The organism is Wolbachia endosymbiont of Trichogramma pretiosum (genome assembly GCF_001439985.1).
Lineage (GTDB): Bacteria > Pseudomonadota > Alphaproteobacteria > Rickettsiales > Anaplasmataceae > Wolbachia.
The window spans coordinates 314598-330913 of the sequence record NZ_CM003641.1 but is presented as its reverse complement, the minus strand read 5'-3'; the positions used below and the strand labels follow the sequence as shown (position 1 = coordinate 330913).

The window sequence follows — 16316 nt, the reverse complement described above, 5'->3', positions numbered from 1 at the left end:
GTGTTGCAACAGTATTCTCTATTAGCAATATAGGATTGGCTACTATACTTGTAATCCACAATCTTGAAAAGACTGCTTCGGGTCAAGATAGCTAAATGCACTTGAAGGCGGAGCAGTTGGAGAATAACCTCCATGACCATCCCCTTTTCTATGATATCTATCTACCTCTTCTTCAGCCTTCTTAATGTTTTCTGACTCTTTCTTATGTTTCATATCAAAATCCAAACCACTAGCAAGACACACAAGAGAATTAATGCCAAGAACGAATAAACTAATAACTGGTAAGACTGGGTTAATAGCGCAACCTATCAAAGCTGCTAAAGAAGTTGCACTAACTGCAAGTTCTATATTTCTGAACATTTTAAGTTTATTATCCAGGTAATCTACCTCTTCTGATTGTCTAGCCGTTTCTTCGCTTATGTTGTACCACACAGACACTAAAGCATGTAAAGCAATACACGTAAGTACAGATACCATCCCTAAAGCTAATGATTTGCTGTTGTATTCTGCGTATTTTTTCTTATCTTTACTAAGTACGCTACGCATTAGGAGATAATCCCAAAAAAAACCTACATCATTGTGTACATGTACGTGTGTAGCCTGAGGGTCTCTAGGTTGTTGTCTACTATCATATCGATCACTTCCATTAGTTGGGTTATGTTGCCTAAATTCCTTATACACATCTTTAAAAATTTCATAACTCCAGTTCTCAATATTTTTCATACCAGGAGAAAGTAAAAATTCTTGAATACCATTTTCACTGCCATTTTCTTTTATATAGGCAAGCAAATACCTTTTTAAAACACTATCACGCATAAAAGCTACTCCTAAATTAAGATTAAATTGATAAATATTTATTATCTCAGAGTAAAGTTTACTTGTCAATTCAAACATAACCTAATACCCAGTTAATATCCTTTCCACCAGTTCTTTTACTGTCGGTATGTAGCCATTCTCATAAAATGGGTCTTGCTTAAATCTGTAAACATTGTGTCCAGAAAACATGAGTTCATTTTCAACATTGCCATCATGTGCAATGTTTTGTAGTGTCTTTTGTATACAGAAACTCCGTGGATCTGGCTTTCGCCCTGTTGAATGGTCACCATGATCTTTCCAATTGCTAAACAGACAATGGCTCAAACATCCCATGCAATTAATTTGATCTTGTCTTATCTCCGCAAATTTGCCTGGTGTCACAAAAATAACAGTTGCATCTGGAGTTTTCATTACCTCTATATACCCTGCTTTAATCCATGTATTTGCTAGCTCTTTGTCTTTTGCAGTGAGGTAAATCTTTCTACCTCTGCTACCTATTGCAAATTCATTATTAAACTCTCCACTAGCACTTTCTGAAAATTTTATTTGACGTAAATTTCGTTCCTGTAGCTCACGTATGAAGCTATTTCTTACTGCAGATGAGTAAAATCCTGTCGGACTAAATTTGTTTAAAAATACGTCACCTTCTTCTAAAGTGAGTAATTTCTTTTTCCACTCCGTAGAAATCGGACTTTCTTTTGTTAAAAGTGGACGAGTCCCAAACTGAAAAGCTATTGGTCCAATTTGTAAATTGTCAAACCAATGTTCCCAATCCTTCAAATTCCACACTCCCCCCGCCATAACAATTGGCGTTTCAGAAAGACCGACTTCATTCATGAAAGATCTAAGCTCTGCAACTCTTTCAAATGGAGGCTGTGATAATTCTGGATCTTCACTATTACTGAGTCCATTGTGACCACCAGCAAGCCATGGATCCTCATATACTACTCCACCAAGTAAAAAAGAAGATATTTTTTGGTAAGCACGTTTCCACAACACTTTAAAAGCGCGCGCCGATGAGATAATAGGGTAGTAATAAACTTGATATTTAGCTGTAATTTCTCCAAGCCTGTAAGGCATGCCAGCACCGCAAGTGATGCCATGAACCAAGCCTTTTGCTTTTTCTAATATGCCATGAAGGACTTGCTCTGCTGCTCCCATTTCCCAAAGCACATTCATATGTATTCTTCCACGGCCTTTTGATATTTCATTCGCTACTTTTGCTTGACTAACTCCAGCCTCGATACTATACTCAATCAACTCCTTGTGTTTTTCATTTCTTGTCTTACCTTTATAAATTAGTGGCACTAACTTACCGTTATTATCGATAAGTTTAGCATTTGCACCAGAAAATGTACCAACAGCATCTGCTGCAGCAAATGCTCCACTTGATCTTCCGTCACTGATTGCGATGCCTTTGCCACCTTCGATAATCGGCCACACTTCTTTTCCTGAAATCACTATCTTTTTTATCTTATTCTTCAAAATTTCCTCTTAATCTTTCATTCTATTTTACTTAATTACTAAAAAAAATAATAGCTTTTCTTTTTTATACCTATGCATTTAGTTTTAAATAAGCATAGGAGATGCTATAAATATAGTTTTATAAGAAATGCTATATGATCATAGGTTTAACAGGTGGGATTGCAGTTGGAAAGAGCTTTATAGCCAATTGCTTTAAAGAATTTGGTGCCGCTTTGTTTAATGCCGACTCTGTCGTGCACCAGCTTTATAAAGCAAACAAAAACATAATAAGTTACGCAGAAGAAAAACTTCCTGGGGTGATAGTAAATGGAAAAATAGATAGAACAGTATTATCTAAATATTTTTTAGCTTATGATGAAAATTGGAAGCGATTTCAGTCTTTAGTGCATTCCGCTGTGCGAAATGAATTAGAAATTTTTATTGATCAGGAGAAAGAAAACGACGGAAAGTTTCTAGTTCTAGACATTCCACTCCTGCTAGAAACTAGATTCCGTTTATATTGCAATTTTATTGTCTTTATCCATGCAGATAGAGCTGTACAAGCTCAAAGGATCAGTGAGCGTAATATGGATAAAAAAAAGCTGGATCTAATGTCTAGTATTCAGCTACCTATTGAAGAAAAAAAGCAAATGAGTGACTTTATCATCGATACCAGTGCAAATGTTCTTTCTCAAGTGAAAGATATAATAAACTCGTTAGACCTCAAGACGTGATACGGTTATTCTCCACAAGATTACTCCGAATTTTAGCTATACTATCAGCAGATTTTACCATTAAAATTTCAAACCTTGAGCCTACATTCAAAAACGATTCTACTGATCTGCCGAAAAAATCATATCTCCATCCCTTGAATAGTTTATCTATCTGCCCAGATATTGAGCCAGCTAACTCAGCTTTTGATAAAACCAACTTTCTTGATATGTTATTTTCCTTACATTTGCTCTCCAAAATAATCGAGAGTATATCAAACACAGATTTATCATAATTATCTGACAGAGTATAATTTTGCTGCACAAATTCCTTCTCATTCTCATTGAAAATATCTATAAATTCTAATAAGTCTTCCTCTTTTATATTTTTTGTATTTCTCTTAAGATCATCTAAAATGTCATCAATATGTTCCACACTTTTTTCAATTAAACCATTTATTACAGCATTATTTACTACCTTATTACGATTTATATTGTAACGCTGTGCTAAGGTCTCTTGCCACTCACTAACTGCTTTAACAGTTAACATCAACCTTGGATTTGCTTCATAATTAAATTTAATCCTCTTCCATGTATCCTTTGGATTATGCAAATACTTATTGACATCAACTATTGATTCCATCTCTTCTTGAAACCAGCCCATCCTATTATTTTCTTCAAGTTTATTGCACAATATTTGGTATAGGTCATATAGGTGTATCACGTCATTTACTGCATAATCTAATTGATCCTCAGATAATGGCCGTTTTAACCAGTCTGAATTTTTAGCTTTAATTTTATCCAGCGCTACCCCCTGATATTGCTCTACTACTTTTGAATAACCAATAAAGTCATGGTAATAATGACAAAACATAGCAGCAACTTGGGTATCAAAAATGGGAGTAGGAACACATTTAAGCATGGTAAGTAAGGATTCTATGTCTTGCCGACAACTATGAAAAACTTTGGTTATTTCTCGATTCAGCATTATTTTCTTAATAAGCGATAAGTCAATTCCCGGTACTAAAACATCTACAATAAAACTCTTCTCTCCGTAAGAAATTTGAATTAGTGATAATCTAGGATAGTAGGTTAAATTATTTCTAATGAACTCTGTGTCCACTGCTATAAATTTTGGATCTTTTGCCATCAATTCTTCACATGCATTCTCCAGATCCGATATCGTACTAATTAGCATATATTTTTTATTCAGTGGCTATATTTTACCACTTATATTCAATCTCTACAATTGGTTGAAATTCAAAGCACAACTATATGATCACTAACTCTTCCGTAAGTATACAGTTTTGCCAGACACAACAGTACGTATTACTTGTCCTCTGACTTCTCGTCCATCAAAAGGGGAATTCTTTGATTTACTAGCAAAGTTGTCAACTTTAATTTTCCATTCATGATCCAAATCAACTAAAATTAAGTCTGCTGCAAGGTTTTTCTGTATGCGGCCACGTGGCACATGTATGATATCTGCAGGCTTATATGTCAATTTTGCAAGCACATCAAGTAGCCCCATTTGTCCACTATGATATAGTTCAAGTGAAATGGGCAGCATTGTTTCAAGGCCAACAATACCAAATGCAGCATTTTCAAGTGGCAAATCTTTAGAACTAAGATCATGCGGAGCATGATCGGTTGCAATACAATCAATCACACCTGTCTTTAAACCTTCAATCATAGCTAAACGATCTTCCCCTGTACGCAGTGGCGGATTCATTTTTGCGATTGCTCCATGTTGCTTTACTATATCTTCAGTTAAAGTAAAGTGATGAGGAGTTACTTCACATGTAACATTTAACCCCAAATCTTTCGCTCGTTTAATAGCATCAAGTGAATCTTTTGAAGAGACATGTAAAATATGATAGTGTACATTTTCTATGTCCTTCATTAGTAGTATATCACGACTTACCATAACCGATTCTGATGCACTCAAGATTCCCTTTACTCCCAATTCTTCAGAAATCTTACCCTCATTAATTGCGCCATCAGCAGATAGATTTAAATCCTCTGCATGTTGAGCAATAGGAACACCAAGCATACTTGAATAAAGCAGTGCCTGTCTCATAATCATTGGATTCATAACTGGCATACCATCATCGGTGAACCCAACCGCACCTGCTTCCTTTAAAAGCGCCATTTCAGTTAATTTTTCTTCCGAAGTGGTAGTTTTGGCGTAAAATTCAACATTCACATGTGAAGTTTCAAGTGCTCTATATTTCAAATATTTAGCCAAGACAACACTATCAATTGCTGGAACAGTGTTTGGCTGACAAACTACAGTTGTAACGCCTCCTGTAGCTGCAGATTTGCTACCCGTATATATAGTTTCTTTATGCTCTTGACCTGGTTCACGAAAATGCACGTGAATGTCAATCAGGCCTGGCATTAGAGCAAGCCCTTTACAGTCTATTGTTTCATCAACTCCACTTGTTGAAAGTAATGATTCGCTAAAATCAACAATTTTATCCCCTTCAGTCAATAATGAACCTTTTATATCAAGTTTAGTTTCCGGGTCAATAATACGAGCATTGATATATGCTATTTTATAGCCTTCCCTTTGGCCTTTCTGCAACAAATTCCAAATCATATTTGAGTATCAATTATAAAATAAATCTAAAGTTTTTTTAGTAAAATACAACCAAATTAAAGTGATGGTATCATCACTAGCAATAAAACTAGCAATAAAGAATATTTAAATTACTAATTTAATACTCAAGTAGCTACTCTACAATTAAACTACAGAATGACTAGCATCATTCCCGATTTGACCAACTTTAACATCACTAAGTGCAGTATTTGTCTTATAAGAACAGTAACATCCTACTACTGCAAGAAAAGTTGATGCAGCTATAATAAGTGAAACACATTTTGCTAAATGAAGCATTATTAGACTTGCACCAACAGCAAATGCTCCAGACAGTACAAAAGAAACAGAGTCGTAATTACCTTGCTTTTTACTATAAATTCTTGCTTTTAAGAATTTTTCATTTAGCTCTTCATCTTTGCTTTCAGATTGTTTCTTTAGATTTTTCTCTAGTACTTTACTTTTATTTTCGGATTCCTGTAGTCTTGTCTTCAGGTCGTTATTTTCATTTTTAAGTTGAGTTCCTATAACAGTTTAGACCTGATCTAACAGCTTAATGAAGCAAGATAAAAATATAAATAAATTATAAATGAGTGTCAGAAATGAGTACAACACAAGAAAAACACTAGAACCAAAGTTGGGGTTACTAGAACTTGCAAAGCAATTAGGAGATGTATCCCAAGCGTGTAAAGTAATGGGGTATGCAAGGGATACATTTTACCGCTTCAAAGAGCTATATGAAACAGGAGGGGAAAAGCATTATATGAGATAAACAAAAGCAAACCATTACTTACCAATAGAGTACCAAAGGATACAGAAGAAGCAGTAGTTAAAATAGCAGTAGAGTTTCCAGCATATGGACAAGAAAGAGCAGCTAATGAATTAAAGAAAAAAGGAATTCTAATATCTGCTAGTGGTATAAGGTCAATATGGCAAAGAAACGATCTCGAAAATTTTAAAAAGAGATTGAAAGCCCTGGAAGCAAAGGTGGTCCAAGACGGTATAATTTTAACAGAGGAGCAAGTTGCTGCTTTAGAAAAAAAACTAAGGAACAAAAAGAAGCCAATGTTAGAAACAACACCCTGGATACTTAGGTAATCAAGATGCCTATTATGTAGGCAATATCAAAGGTATTGGAAGAATTTATCAACAAACTTTTATTGACACCTACTCTATAGTGGCCTTCGCTAAGCTTTATACGGAGAAAACTGCTATCACAGCTGCAGATCTTCTCAATGATAGAGTTATACCATTTTTTGATAAACAGAAAGTTCCATTGCTACGCATTTTAACTGATCTTGGTACATAGTATTGTGGTAAACTAGGGAATCATGCGTACCTGTTATGTTTGAGAGTAGAAAATATTGATCATTCTAGAACCAAAGCTTATTCTCCACAGACTAATGGTATATGTGAAAGGTTTCATAGAACTATGCAAGATGAATGTTACAATATTATCTTTAGGAAAAAGATTTATAGTACTTTGGAGGAGCTTCAATTAGATGTCGATCATTGGTTGCATTCTTATAACAGAGATAGACCTCATTCCAGTAAGTATTGCTATTCCTATGCAGACCTTTTTTGATAGTATTCATATTGCTTACCAAAAAAAAATATTGATAACATTAAAATAGATTCTGATGTCGGTTTTGACTTCTTCGATTCTTCTGTCAGATAATTCATGCCTGAAAGCTTCCTTTCTACTTACAATAAATTCCCCACTGAAATATGTTAAATTAAACATAACCCAAAACTTCAAAAAGTAAAGCTTTTATGTTAAATTATATCCATTTCATAACTGTACAAATATTGTAGATCAGGAAACTTTAGTACTTGATAATGGAATAACATCTCTATACTACTCCTGGCCAATCTAAATATTAAGAAATTTACCATATAAAAAAAGGCATAAAAACCCCTATTATCTATTTTTAAATTTACGTTCTTTATTGTCTCATTTGATGTTCACTAAACAGAATGTAGTCTAAGTACAAACTTGTGAAAGGCTTATGTGTAATGCTTCTCCACATAATCACTAATAATTTCCTTAAATTCTTCAAAAAGATTATCACCTTGTAAAGTTTTGAAATATTTGCCGTCTTTGTAGACTGCTGAAACAGGTTTTTCTCCATAACCAGGCAGGCTGATCCCCAGATTTGCATGTTTGCTCTCTCCAGGACCATTTACTATGCATCCCATAACAGCAACTTTCATATACTCTACACCAGGATTATTTTTCTTCCATACCGGCATATGAGTTTTTATGTAGCCATTTACTTCCTTAGTTAATATACGAAAACGATCGCTACTTGTGCGTCCACAACCAGGACATGAACTCACCTGAGGGTTAAAGTAGCGCAAACCTATAGACTGCAATATTTCCTGACATACTACCACCTCATTAGTGCGTGATTCACCAGGGCGCTGAGTTAAAGAAGCCCGGATAGTGTCTCCAATACCACTTTGTAATAAATAAGTAAGCCCTGCTGTGGTATTTACTACGCCTTTGTTACCCATACCAGCTTCAGTTAAACCCAAATGCAGCGCATAATTGGAAGATTTTGCAAGTGCCTTATAAACTAAAATTAAATCCTGTACTCTACTGACTTTACAAGAAATGATTATTTTCTCTGCACTAAGGCCAATCTTTTCAGCTTTTTTTGCACTACCAAGAGCAGACATTACAAGCGTCTTACGTAATATAACATCAGAAGTTTTGGGATTATTAGACAAGGAGTTTTCATCCATTAATTTTTGTGAAAGGTACTTATCAAGACTACCCCAATTTACTCCAATCCTTACAGGAAGACCATGCGTTATTGCATATTCTATAATTTTTTCAAATTTTTCATCACGTTTATCACCAAAGCCTATATTACCTGGATTTATCCTAATTTTACCCAGAATTTTAATGTTGTCTGGATAATCCTGAACCAGCCTGTAGAGCTCATATTGTCCACAGCCTACTAATATCTTACCATCAAAGCCTTCTTTATTTATTTCCTCTACTATATAAGGTATTGCTTTTGCTACTTCCTCTGAGTTTAAAGCAATTCGCACCAACTCTGATCCTGCATGCGCTAGTTCTATTACTTCTTTTGCATATTTCTGAACACTGCTTTTTATGTTGTCAGAATCTATATGTGCACCAAGTACCATGGATTGAACAACTATAGGATTATTTCCACCTATCTTCACTTGTCCAACTTTTACAGTATGAGTTTTATGCCTGGAAACCGGAAACGACTCATATGCATCATCACTCAATTTCAGGTCTCTATCTAGCATATTATTAATCGTAACACTATTTTACTGTGTCAACTACACTGCTAAATGAACTTGAACCATTTAAACTATGCTGTGGTGTTCTATTTAGATCAGTAATAGAATCATGAGAGCACGTTCTTCTTGATAGACTTTCTTTTATAGTAACATTTATAGGGGAAACTTTTTTTTCTCGTGTTGAAGTAACTTTTTTCCCTTTTTGTTGTTCACTTTTATGCTGATTACTTTCATACTGAGAAAATGGCTCTTGATCTATAAATACAGCACCCTTTAAACGTGCAAGATTAATACCATGCTGATTGATCATAGCATCCTCCCCATCTTCAACTATGCAAGTTCCCAAGTTGTTTGGCTCGTTATCAAGGCTAGCAATTTTTTTTTCTTTTAATTTTTTGATTAGATCTTCTTTGTTTATAGCTAGATCTTGTAACTTTTTTTTCTTGAGGAGCTCCCTACGCTTCTCATACAGTTTATATGATTCAGCAAAATCCTCATCTGCATGAAAGTTTGCACCACCAGGATTACCAGGAGGTATGTACCTCTTACTGAACTTTACCTTAGAATTCGCTTCAACATTATGTACAGTAAAGAAACTAGAAATCAAAATTATTAATACAAATAAAACTTTAGAAAAGATCTTAAGCATACTATAGTGAATATTGTGCTTTAAAAGATACCAATTAACAAACTTCAAGTAAATCAGAATCTCTACCAATTTTGTAATAAAAACATCTTTCTAAAAAATTTACTACCAAAACCTACATAATCTAAAGGAAATTTAAGGTGTTACAAATTTTACCTATAATAGTTTAGACTTGATCTGACAGAAGAATCGAAAAAGTCAAAACCGACATCAGAATCTGTTTTAATGTTATCAATATTTTTTTTGGTAAGCAATATGCATACTATCAAAAAAGGTCTGGTCTAGATAAAACTTTTAGCGTAAAGTATCAGCTCCTCCTTTGTTAAAGTGTAGGAGCTGTCTTCCCAGTGTTGTCGTAGCAATTCCAAGTTTCTACCTAAATTTCTTCCTGGATGGTGACCTATAATTATTAGATCATCCCCAGATAAGGGAAATTTTGGAATATTGAATATATGAGCAAATGAAATATACTCATCAACATTAGTTCCAGACTCAATACCACAAATCTTCATTAAGTCACAATATAATTCCTTACCAAATAAAGATATGTATTTCTTTTGCTCTTTTTCTGAAAGCTCTGTTTTGATATTATTTGATAATAAAAATAATATTTTTTTCTTTTGCCTATTTGAAAGACGTAGAAGTTTGCTTACATCTTCTCCAAGATTAAGCCTATCTTTGGTGGTTCTAAGAAGCAAAGCTAATTTTGTTAGTGCATCGATTGGATTCAAGATGGGATCTAGGAAAGGCGTATGGACATAACCTGAAGGTTTTGCAGGAGGTTTAGTGTTGATAAGAAGTGGTGAAGATAAAATTTCGCATTTTACTTCTTTTGGAATAATTTTTTGTAAAACATCAGATTTTTGCATGCTCTTAAGTGTTGGAGCAGGATCATTGCATTCCAACAACTTAAATATTTCTTCTCTTATTCTCTCTCCAGAGAGGTTTTGAATCATATGCGAATGCTTTTTGCACACATCCAATATTCCATCACTTAAATCTTCTATGCATATTTTGGCATGAAAACGAAACGCTCTTAAAATACGTAGATAGTCTTCCTTAATCCTATCTTCAGCGTTACCTATAAAGTTTAACTTTCGTGCTTTTAAGTCCTGAATGCCACCAAAGTAGTCGTATATATGGCCATGCTTGTCTGCATAAAGAGCATTAAATGTAAAATCGCGCCTTGAAGCATCAGCTTGCCAATCATTAGTAAATTCTACCTTCGCATGTCTACCGTCACACTTTACATCATGCCTTAGCGTTGTAATCTCAAAGGACCTCTTGTGTAAAATTGCAGTGATAGTTCCATGTTTTAGACCAGTTGGAATACTCTTTATATTGCAAAGCTTGAGCGCTTTAATAATTTGATTAGGCAGTAGATTAGTAGCAAGATCAATGTCGTGAATTTCACGCTGCAAAATTGAATCTCTAACACAGCCACCAACAAGCCTTGCCTCACCACCAAATTTCTCTATTGTCTCAATAATTACACTAGTTTCGTGATCAATTTGCATTTAAGTTACACATACTGAAAATAATGTTACAAAAAATGCGAAACTTTTGCAAAAAGCCTCATATAAAAATATATAGGCAAGAGAGTGGTAAAATAAGAGGGTAAAGTGATAGAGTAAATAGTAAGTCTACAACAAATACAGTGCCTAGAAACTTACAAGTATAAAAGTAATGTTAAAATGCAATGTTTTCGATGATTAAAAAATCTGGATGAGCTACTTGCATGACACCTTTGTAGCCTTCTCTTGTCATCCCATTACCTACTCAAGTAACCGACACTGATTCCCTTTATGATGGTGTTATCCGAGTAGCACATCCAGATTTTTATCAGGAACGTTGATTACTCTTTATTCTTCGCCCTTCCTGCACGTTTACGTTCATTTGGGTCTAGGAACTTCTTACGCAAACGTATAGATTTTGGAGTGACTTCTACCAGTTCATCATCGTCTATATACGCTATCATATCCTCCAGTGTCATTATTTTTGGTGGAGTAAGCTTTATGGCTTCATCGCTACCTGAAGCTCTTACGTTTGTTAATTGCTTACCTTTAAGTACATTTATTTCTAAATCATTGTCACGACTATGCTGACCGACGATCATGCCACAATATACTTTATCCTGTGGCTTAATAAACATAATTCCCCTATCTTGCAGATTGAAAATTGCATATGCTACTGCTTCGCCTTTGTCTGTTGAAATTAAAACCCCATTACGCCTTCCGGAGATTGAACCTTTATGTGAAGCATAACTGTGAAATAAACGGTTGATTATACCAGTGCCGCGAGAATCAGTTAAAAATTCTCCTTGATAGCCAATCAATCCCCTTGATGGCACTAAAAATGTCAACCTAGTTCTGCCACTACCAGAAGGTCTCATGTCAGTTACTTCACCTTTCCGAAAGCTAAGTTTTTCCATGATGATTCCGCTATACTCATCATCTACATCAATTACTACTTCCTCTATAGGTTCAAGTTTTTTACCACCTTCTTCTTTAAACAGCACTCGAGGCCGTGAAACTGAAAGCTCAAAACCTTCCCTTCTCATATTTTCAATCAGCACCCCAAGCTGCAACTCACCACGTCCACCTACTTCAAATGCTTCACCACTTGGAGCCAAAGTTACAGTAATTGCAACGTTTGTTTCTACTTCTGCATATAAACGATCTTTTATAACAGTTGAGGTAAGTTTCGTTCCCTCTTGACCAGCAAAAGGTGAGTCATTAACGCTTATAGTAATCGCCATTGTTGGCGGGTCAACTGGAGTTGAGCTGATCGCAGTTGTAACTTCTGGTGCTGCTATAGTGTCTGAAACTGAAGCTTTCTCAAGTCCTGCAATGGCAATGATATCACCAGCTACAGCTTGCTCTACTGGAACGCGTTTTAAGCCAGAAAATGAGAGTAACTTAGTTAATCTCCCTCGCTCAACCACTTGACCATCAAGATCAATTACCTTAAGATCTGAGTTGACTTGCGCAATTCCTTGGTAGATCTTTCCTGTCAATATTCTGACAAGAAATTTATCAGATTCAAGTAAAGTAACTAGCATAGCAAAAGGTGCATTTTGATCATAAACGGAAGGTTTTATGTAATCTATCACCGTTGAAAATAATGGGCTTAAATCTTTTCTCTCATCAGATAGCTCCTTAGCACACCAACCATTTCTACCTGAAGCATAGAGCACTGGAAAATCTAGTTGCTCGTTGGTTGCATCAAGGTTAAAGAATAACTCATATATTTCATTTAGTACTTCATCAATTCTGCTGTCTGGTCGATCAACCTTATTGATTATCACAATCGATTTTAAATTTGCCTTTAGTGCTTTTGACAACACAAACTTAGTCTGTGGCATTGGACCTTCTGCAGCATCAACCAGTAGTAATACACCATCTGCCATGCAGAGCACCCTTTCCACTTCTCCACCAAAATCCGCATGTCCTGGTGTATCAATGATATTGATTTTCTCATCACCCCACATTATTGACGTACATTTTGCAAGTATTGTAATCCCACGTTCACGTTCTTGATCACCACTATCCATCACTCGTTCTTGAACTTCTTGATTTTCACGAAACGTGCCACTTTGTTTTAACATGTTATCAAGTAAAGTAGTCTTTCCGTGGTCAACGTGTGCAATTATTGCAATATTGCGGATTGATTTAAATTCACTCATTTCTTATCATTTTAAATTTAGTTTAATAACAAGTATACGTATAATATATTTAGAGTAAATAACTAAAGCCGTACTTTCAGAGTATTTCAGGCAGATTATGGAACTCTAACAAAAAGGTTCATGTTCGCTGTACTTTGTAGCAACTAACACTAAGACAAAGAAGAATCTTGCTTTAGCAGTACATTTATATAAAATTAAATAAACTAAAGTAATCATTTAAATGCTAACAAGATTCGCTCCAAGCCCAACTGGCTACCTGCATGTAGGAAACATACGCACTGCACTCATTTGTTGGATGTACACACGTAATCAGAATGGAAAATTTTTACTACGTTTTGATGATACTGATCTTGAGCGTTCAGATGTCAAATATGTAGATAATATCATAGAAGACCTAAAATGGATTGGCATAAATTGGAATTCAAGTTTTAAGCAATCAGAGCGTTTTGAGCGCTATAACGAGGTGTTTTTACAATTAATGAAAGAAGGTCATATTTATGCATGTTATGAAACAAGAGAAGAATTAGACACTAAACGAAAATTGCAATTAAAACAAGGTCTTCCCCCTGTTTACGATAGAAGTGCGTTGCTTCTAACTGAGCAAGAGAAAATTCGTTATGAGCAAGAAGGACAAAAACCATATTTCAGATTTAAATTGAATAGAAACGAAATTGTAAAATGGAATGATGAAGTTAAAGGTGAAATAAATATTGCAACAATTCACATTAGCGATCCTGTGGTAAAAAGAGAAGATGGAATTTATACATATATGTTACCTTCTGTTGTTGATGATGTTGACTTTAATGTAACCCATGTTGTACGCGGGGAAGATCATGTAACTAATACCGCAGTTCAGATCCAAATTATTAAAGCATTAAAAGCGAAAATTCCTATATTTGCTCACCTTCCCCTACTACATTTTGATGATAGCAAGATATCGAAACGGAAAGGTGGGTTGGATATTAATTCTATAAGAGAAGATGAGATTGAGCCAATGGCGCTAACTAGCTATTTAGCAAAACTTGGTACATCTGATCCGATAGAAGCTCATGTTGATATGCAGTCTTTAATTAACTCATTTAATATTAAAAAATTTAGCTCAGCATCTGCACAATTCAGCTTGAGTGAAATGTATAAGTTAAATAGCAAAGTGCTGCAACAAATGCCATTTGAAATGGTGCAAGATCGTTTAAGTCAAATTGGCTCAGAGTTTTGGTATTTTATAAGAAATAACATAAACAGGTTTTCTGAGGTGGCCAAATGTTGGCAAGTATGTAAATACAATATAGAGCCTGTGGTTATTAATAAAGAATTTATAAAAATAGCGCTAAGCACATTACCTCAAGGTGAGTGTAATAAAAATACGTTATCAGAATGGGTTAAAAATATTCGACAGACGGTTGATATAAAGGCAAAAGATCTATTTATGCAGTTGCGCCTCGCTTTAACAGGAACAGAAACAGGTCCAGAACTCGCTAAATTATTAATTTTTATCGGTAGAGAGAGCATTGTTGCAAGGTTAGAAGAAAATCATATAAAAGGTTTAAATGCACCGAATGCATTTGAATGACACCAATAAGCATTATTCAGGAAATGTGAAAATATTATATTTCTTGTTATTCCAGTGGGTGAAACTGGAATGGCTTTATTGCATAGGTCAAATAAAAAGAACTTGCAGTTACTGACAAAATTCAATACAAGACAAGGATTTAACCTACTAAAGAAAAATATCCCACAAAAAATGAGAGTCAGTAACTGACATGAATATAACAAGTTTCTCCAAGAGAGGGGAATATTTTTTTATTACGTCAATGATGCCATAGAAAATTGGTACGAAAAAGGTTCAAAAATTGCTGGTGGCAACTATATTTATAGCGATAAGGTCGTGGTTCTGGTTCACATAATAACTTATTTATTTAGAATGGGTCTGAGACAAACAGCGGGATTTATAGCAGGGTACCTTGAATAAGTAAGGAAAAACTTGCAAGTTATTAGCTATTCCCAGGCCTCAAGAAGGCTTGAAAAACTTAACATCAAAATTAATGATCAAAGATATGATAAAAATAATACAGAAGATATTGAGATTGCCATAGATAGTACTGATCTACAATAATATTCTTGGTCATAGCAAGGCAAATGGTACAGATAGAAAGTATCGCCGCTATGAGCAAACAAGAAAACTGCATGTAATGCTAGAGATAGGTAGCAAAAAAGTTATAGCAGCAAAATACAGTAGCGGAGTTTATTTTGACCACCATGGAGCATGTGATCTTATTGCAAGGATTAATGTTAAATATAATATACCTATAACAGTTTAGACCTGATCTAACAGCTTAATGAAGCAAGATAAAAATATAAATAAATTATAAATGAGTGTCAGAAATGAGTACAACACAAGAAAAACACTAGAACCAAAGTTGGGGTTACTAGAACTTGCAAAGCAATTAGGAGATGTATCCCAAGCGTGTAAAGTAATGGGGTATGCAAGGGATACATTTTACCGCTTCAAAGAGCTATATGAAACAGGAGGGGAAAAGCATTATATGAGATAAACAAAAGCAAACCATTACTTACCAATAGAGTACCAAAGGATACAGAAGAAGCAGTAGTTAAAATAGCAGTAGAGTTTCCAGCATATGGACAAGAAAGAGCAGCTAATGAATTAAAGAAAAAAGGAATTCTAATATCTGCTAGTGGTATAAGGTCAATATGGCAAAGAAACGATCTCGAAAATTTTAAAAAGAGATTGAAAGCCCTGGAAGCAAAGGTGGTCCAAGACGGTATAATTTTAACAGAGGAGCAAGTTGCTGCTTTAGAAAAAAAACTAAGGAACAAAAAGAAGCCAATGTTAGAAACAACACCCTGGATACTTAGGTAATCAAGATGCCTATTATGTAGGCAATATCAAAGGTATTGGAAGAATTTATCAACAAACTTTTATTGACACCTACTCTATAGTGGCCTTCGCTAAGCTTTATACGGAGAAAACTGCTATCACAGCTGCAGATCTTCTCAATGATAGAGTTATACCATTTTTTGATAAACAGAAAGTTCCATTGCTACGCATTTTAACTGATCTTGGTACATAGTATTGTGGTAAACTAGGGAATCATG

The 16316-nt window shown here is 34.9% G+C and carries 11 protein-coding genes and 3 pseudogenes; 5 read left to right on the top strand and 9 right to left on the bottom strand.

Features of this window, described 5'->3' with window-relative positions:
- Window positions 1-42: 42 nt before the first annotated feature.
- Window positions 43-894 (bottom strand): hypothetical protein, encoded by an 852-nt coding sequence (locus wTpre_RS01555; protein ID WP_068651455.1) that lies wholly within the window; start codon window positions 892-894, stop codon window positions 43-45.
- A gap of 3 nt (window positions 895-897) precedes the next feature.
- Complete coding sequence (locus wTpre_RS01550; RefSeq protein WP_068651453.1) at window positions 898-2301, bottom strand: NAD(P)H-dependent flavin oxidoreductase; 1404 nt, start codon at window positions 2299-2301, stop codon at window positions 898-900.
- Window positions 2302-2435: 134 nt separating this feature from the next.
- On the opposite strand from wTpre_RS01550, the gene coaE reads away from it, so the two are divergent.
- Window positions 2436-3014 (top strand): dephospho-CoA kinase, encoded by a 579-nt coding sequence (gene coaE, locus wTpre_RS01545; protein WP_068651451.1) that lies wholly within the window; start codon window positions 2436-2438, stop codon window positions 3012-3014.
- Here the strand turns inward: coaE and wTpre_RS01540 are convergent.
- From wTpre_RS01540 to wTpre_RS06350, 3 genes are all read right to left on the bottom strand, one after another.
- Window positions 3004-4188: a ribonuclease D gene (locus tag wTpre_RS01540; RefSeq protein ID WP_068651449.1), complete on the bottom strand. Its 1185-nt coding sequence runs from the start codon at window positions 4186-4188 to the stop codon at window positions 3004-3006. The two genes, coaE and wTpre_RS01540, sit on opposite strands and share 11 nt — an antisense overlap.
- 84 nt (window positions 4189-4272) lie before the next feature.
- Complete coding sequence (locus tag wTpre_RS01535; protein ID WP_068651447.1) at window positions 4273-5592, bottom strand: dihydroorotase; 1320 nt, start codon at window positions 5590-5592, stop codon at window positions 4273-4275.
- Between the two features lie 144 nt (window positions 5593-5736).
- Window positions 5737-5970 carry a TomO hydrophobic C-terminal domain-containing protein gene (locus tag wTpre_RS06350; protein ID WP_458695166.1) on the bottom strand — a complete coding sequence of 78 codons (234 nt, stop codon included), beginning with the start codon at window positions 5968-5970 and terminating at the stop codon, window positions 5737-5739.
- A 208-nt stretch (window positions 5971-6178) separates the two neighbouring features.
- On the opposite strand from wTpre_RS06350, the pseudogene wTpre_RS01530 reads away from it, so the two are divergent.
- Window positions 6179-7223 (top strand): annotated as a pseudogene (locus tag wTpre_RS01530) (IS481 family transposase).
- 373 nt (window positions 7224-7596) lie between these two features.
- On the opposite strand, the gene ispG reads toward wTpre_RS01530, so the two are convergent.
- The 4 genes from ispG to typA form a co-directional block, all read right to left on the bottom strand.
- Window positions 7597-8877, bottom strand: a complete 1281-nt coding sequence (ispG, locus tag wTpre_RS01525) for a flavodoxin-dependent (E)-4-hydroxy-3-methylbut-2-enyl-diphosphate synthase (protein ID WP_068651445.1) — start codon at window positions 8875-8877, stop codon at window positions 7597-7599.
- A 16-nt stretch (window positions 8878-8893) separates the two neighbouring features.
- A complete protein-coding gene (locus tag wTpre_RS01520; protein WP_068651443.1) occupies window positions 8894-9520 on the bottom strand; it encodes a TRP75-related protein in 627 nt (208 codons plus the stop codon).
- 278 nt (window positions 9521-9798) lie between these two features.
- Window positions 9799-11034: a CCA tRNA nucleotidyltransferase gene (locus wTpre_RS01515; protein WP_068651441.1), complete on the bottom strand. Its 1236-nt coding sequence runs from the start codon at window positions 11032-11034 to the stop codon at window positions 9799-9801.
- A gap of 338 nt (window positions 11035-11372) precedes the next feature.
- On the bottom strand, window positions 11373-13202 hold the full coding sequence (gene typA, locus wTpre_RS01510; protein ID WP_068651439.1) for a translational GTPase TypA: 1830 nt from the start codon (window positions 13200-13202) through the stop codon (window positions 11373-11375).
- A 220-nt stretch (window positions 13203-13422) separates the two neighbouring features.
- On the opposite strand from typA, the gene gltX reads away from it, so the two are divergent.
- The 3 genes and pseudogenes from gltX to wTpre_RS01495 form a co-directional block, all read left to right on the top strand.
- Window positions 13423-14772 (top strand): glutamate--tRNA ligase, encoded by a 1350-nt coding sequence (gltX, locus tag wTpre_RS01505; RefSeq protein ID WP_068651437.1) that lies wholly within the window; start codon window positions 13423-13425, stop codon window positions 14770-14772.
- Between the two features lie 222 nt (window positions 14773-14994).
- Window positions 14995-15505, top strand: a pseudogene (locus wTpre_RS07465) (transposase); the annotation flags it as partial.
- A gap of 66 nt (window positions 15506-15571) precedes the next feature.
- Window positions 15572-16288, top strand: a pseudogene (locus wTpre_RS01495) (helix-turn-helix domain-containing protein); the annotation flags it as partial.
- Between the last annotated feature and the right edge of the window lie 28 nt (window positions 16289-16316).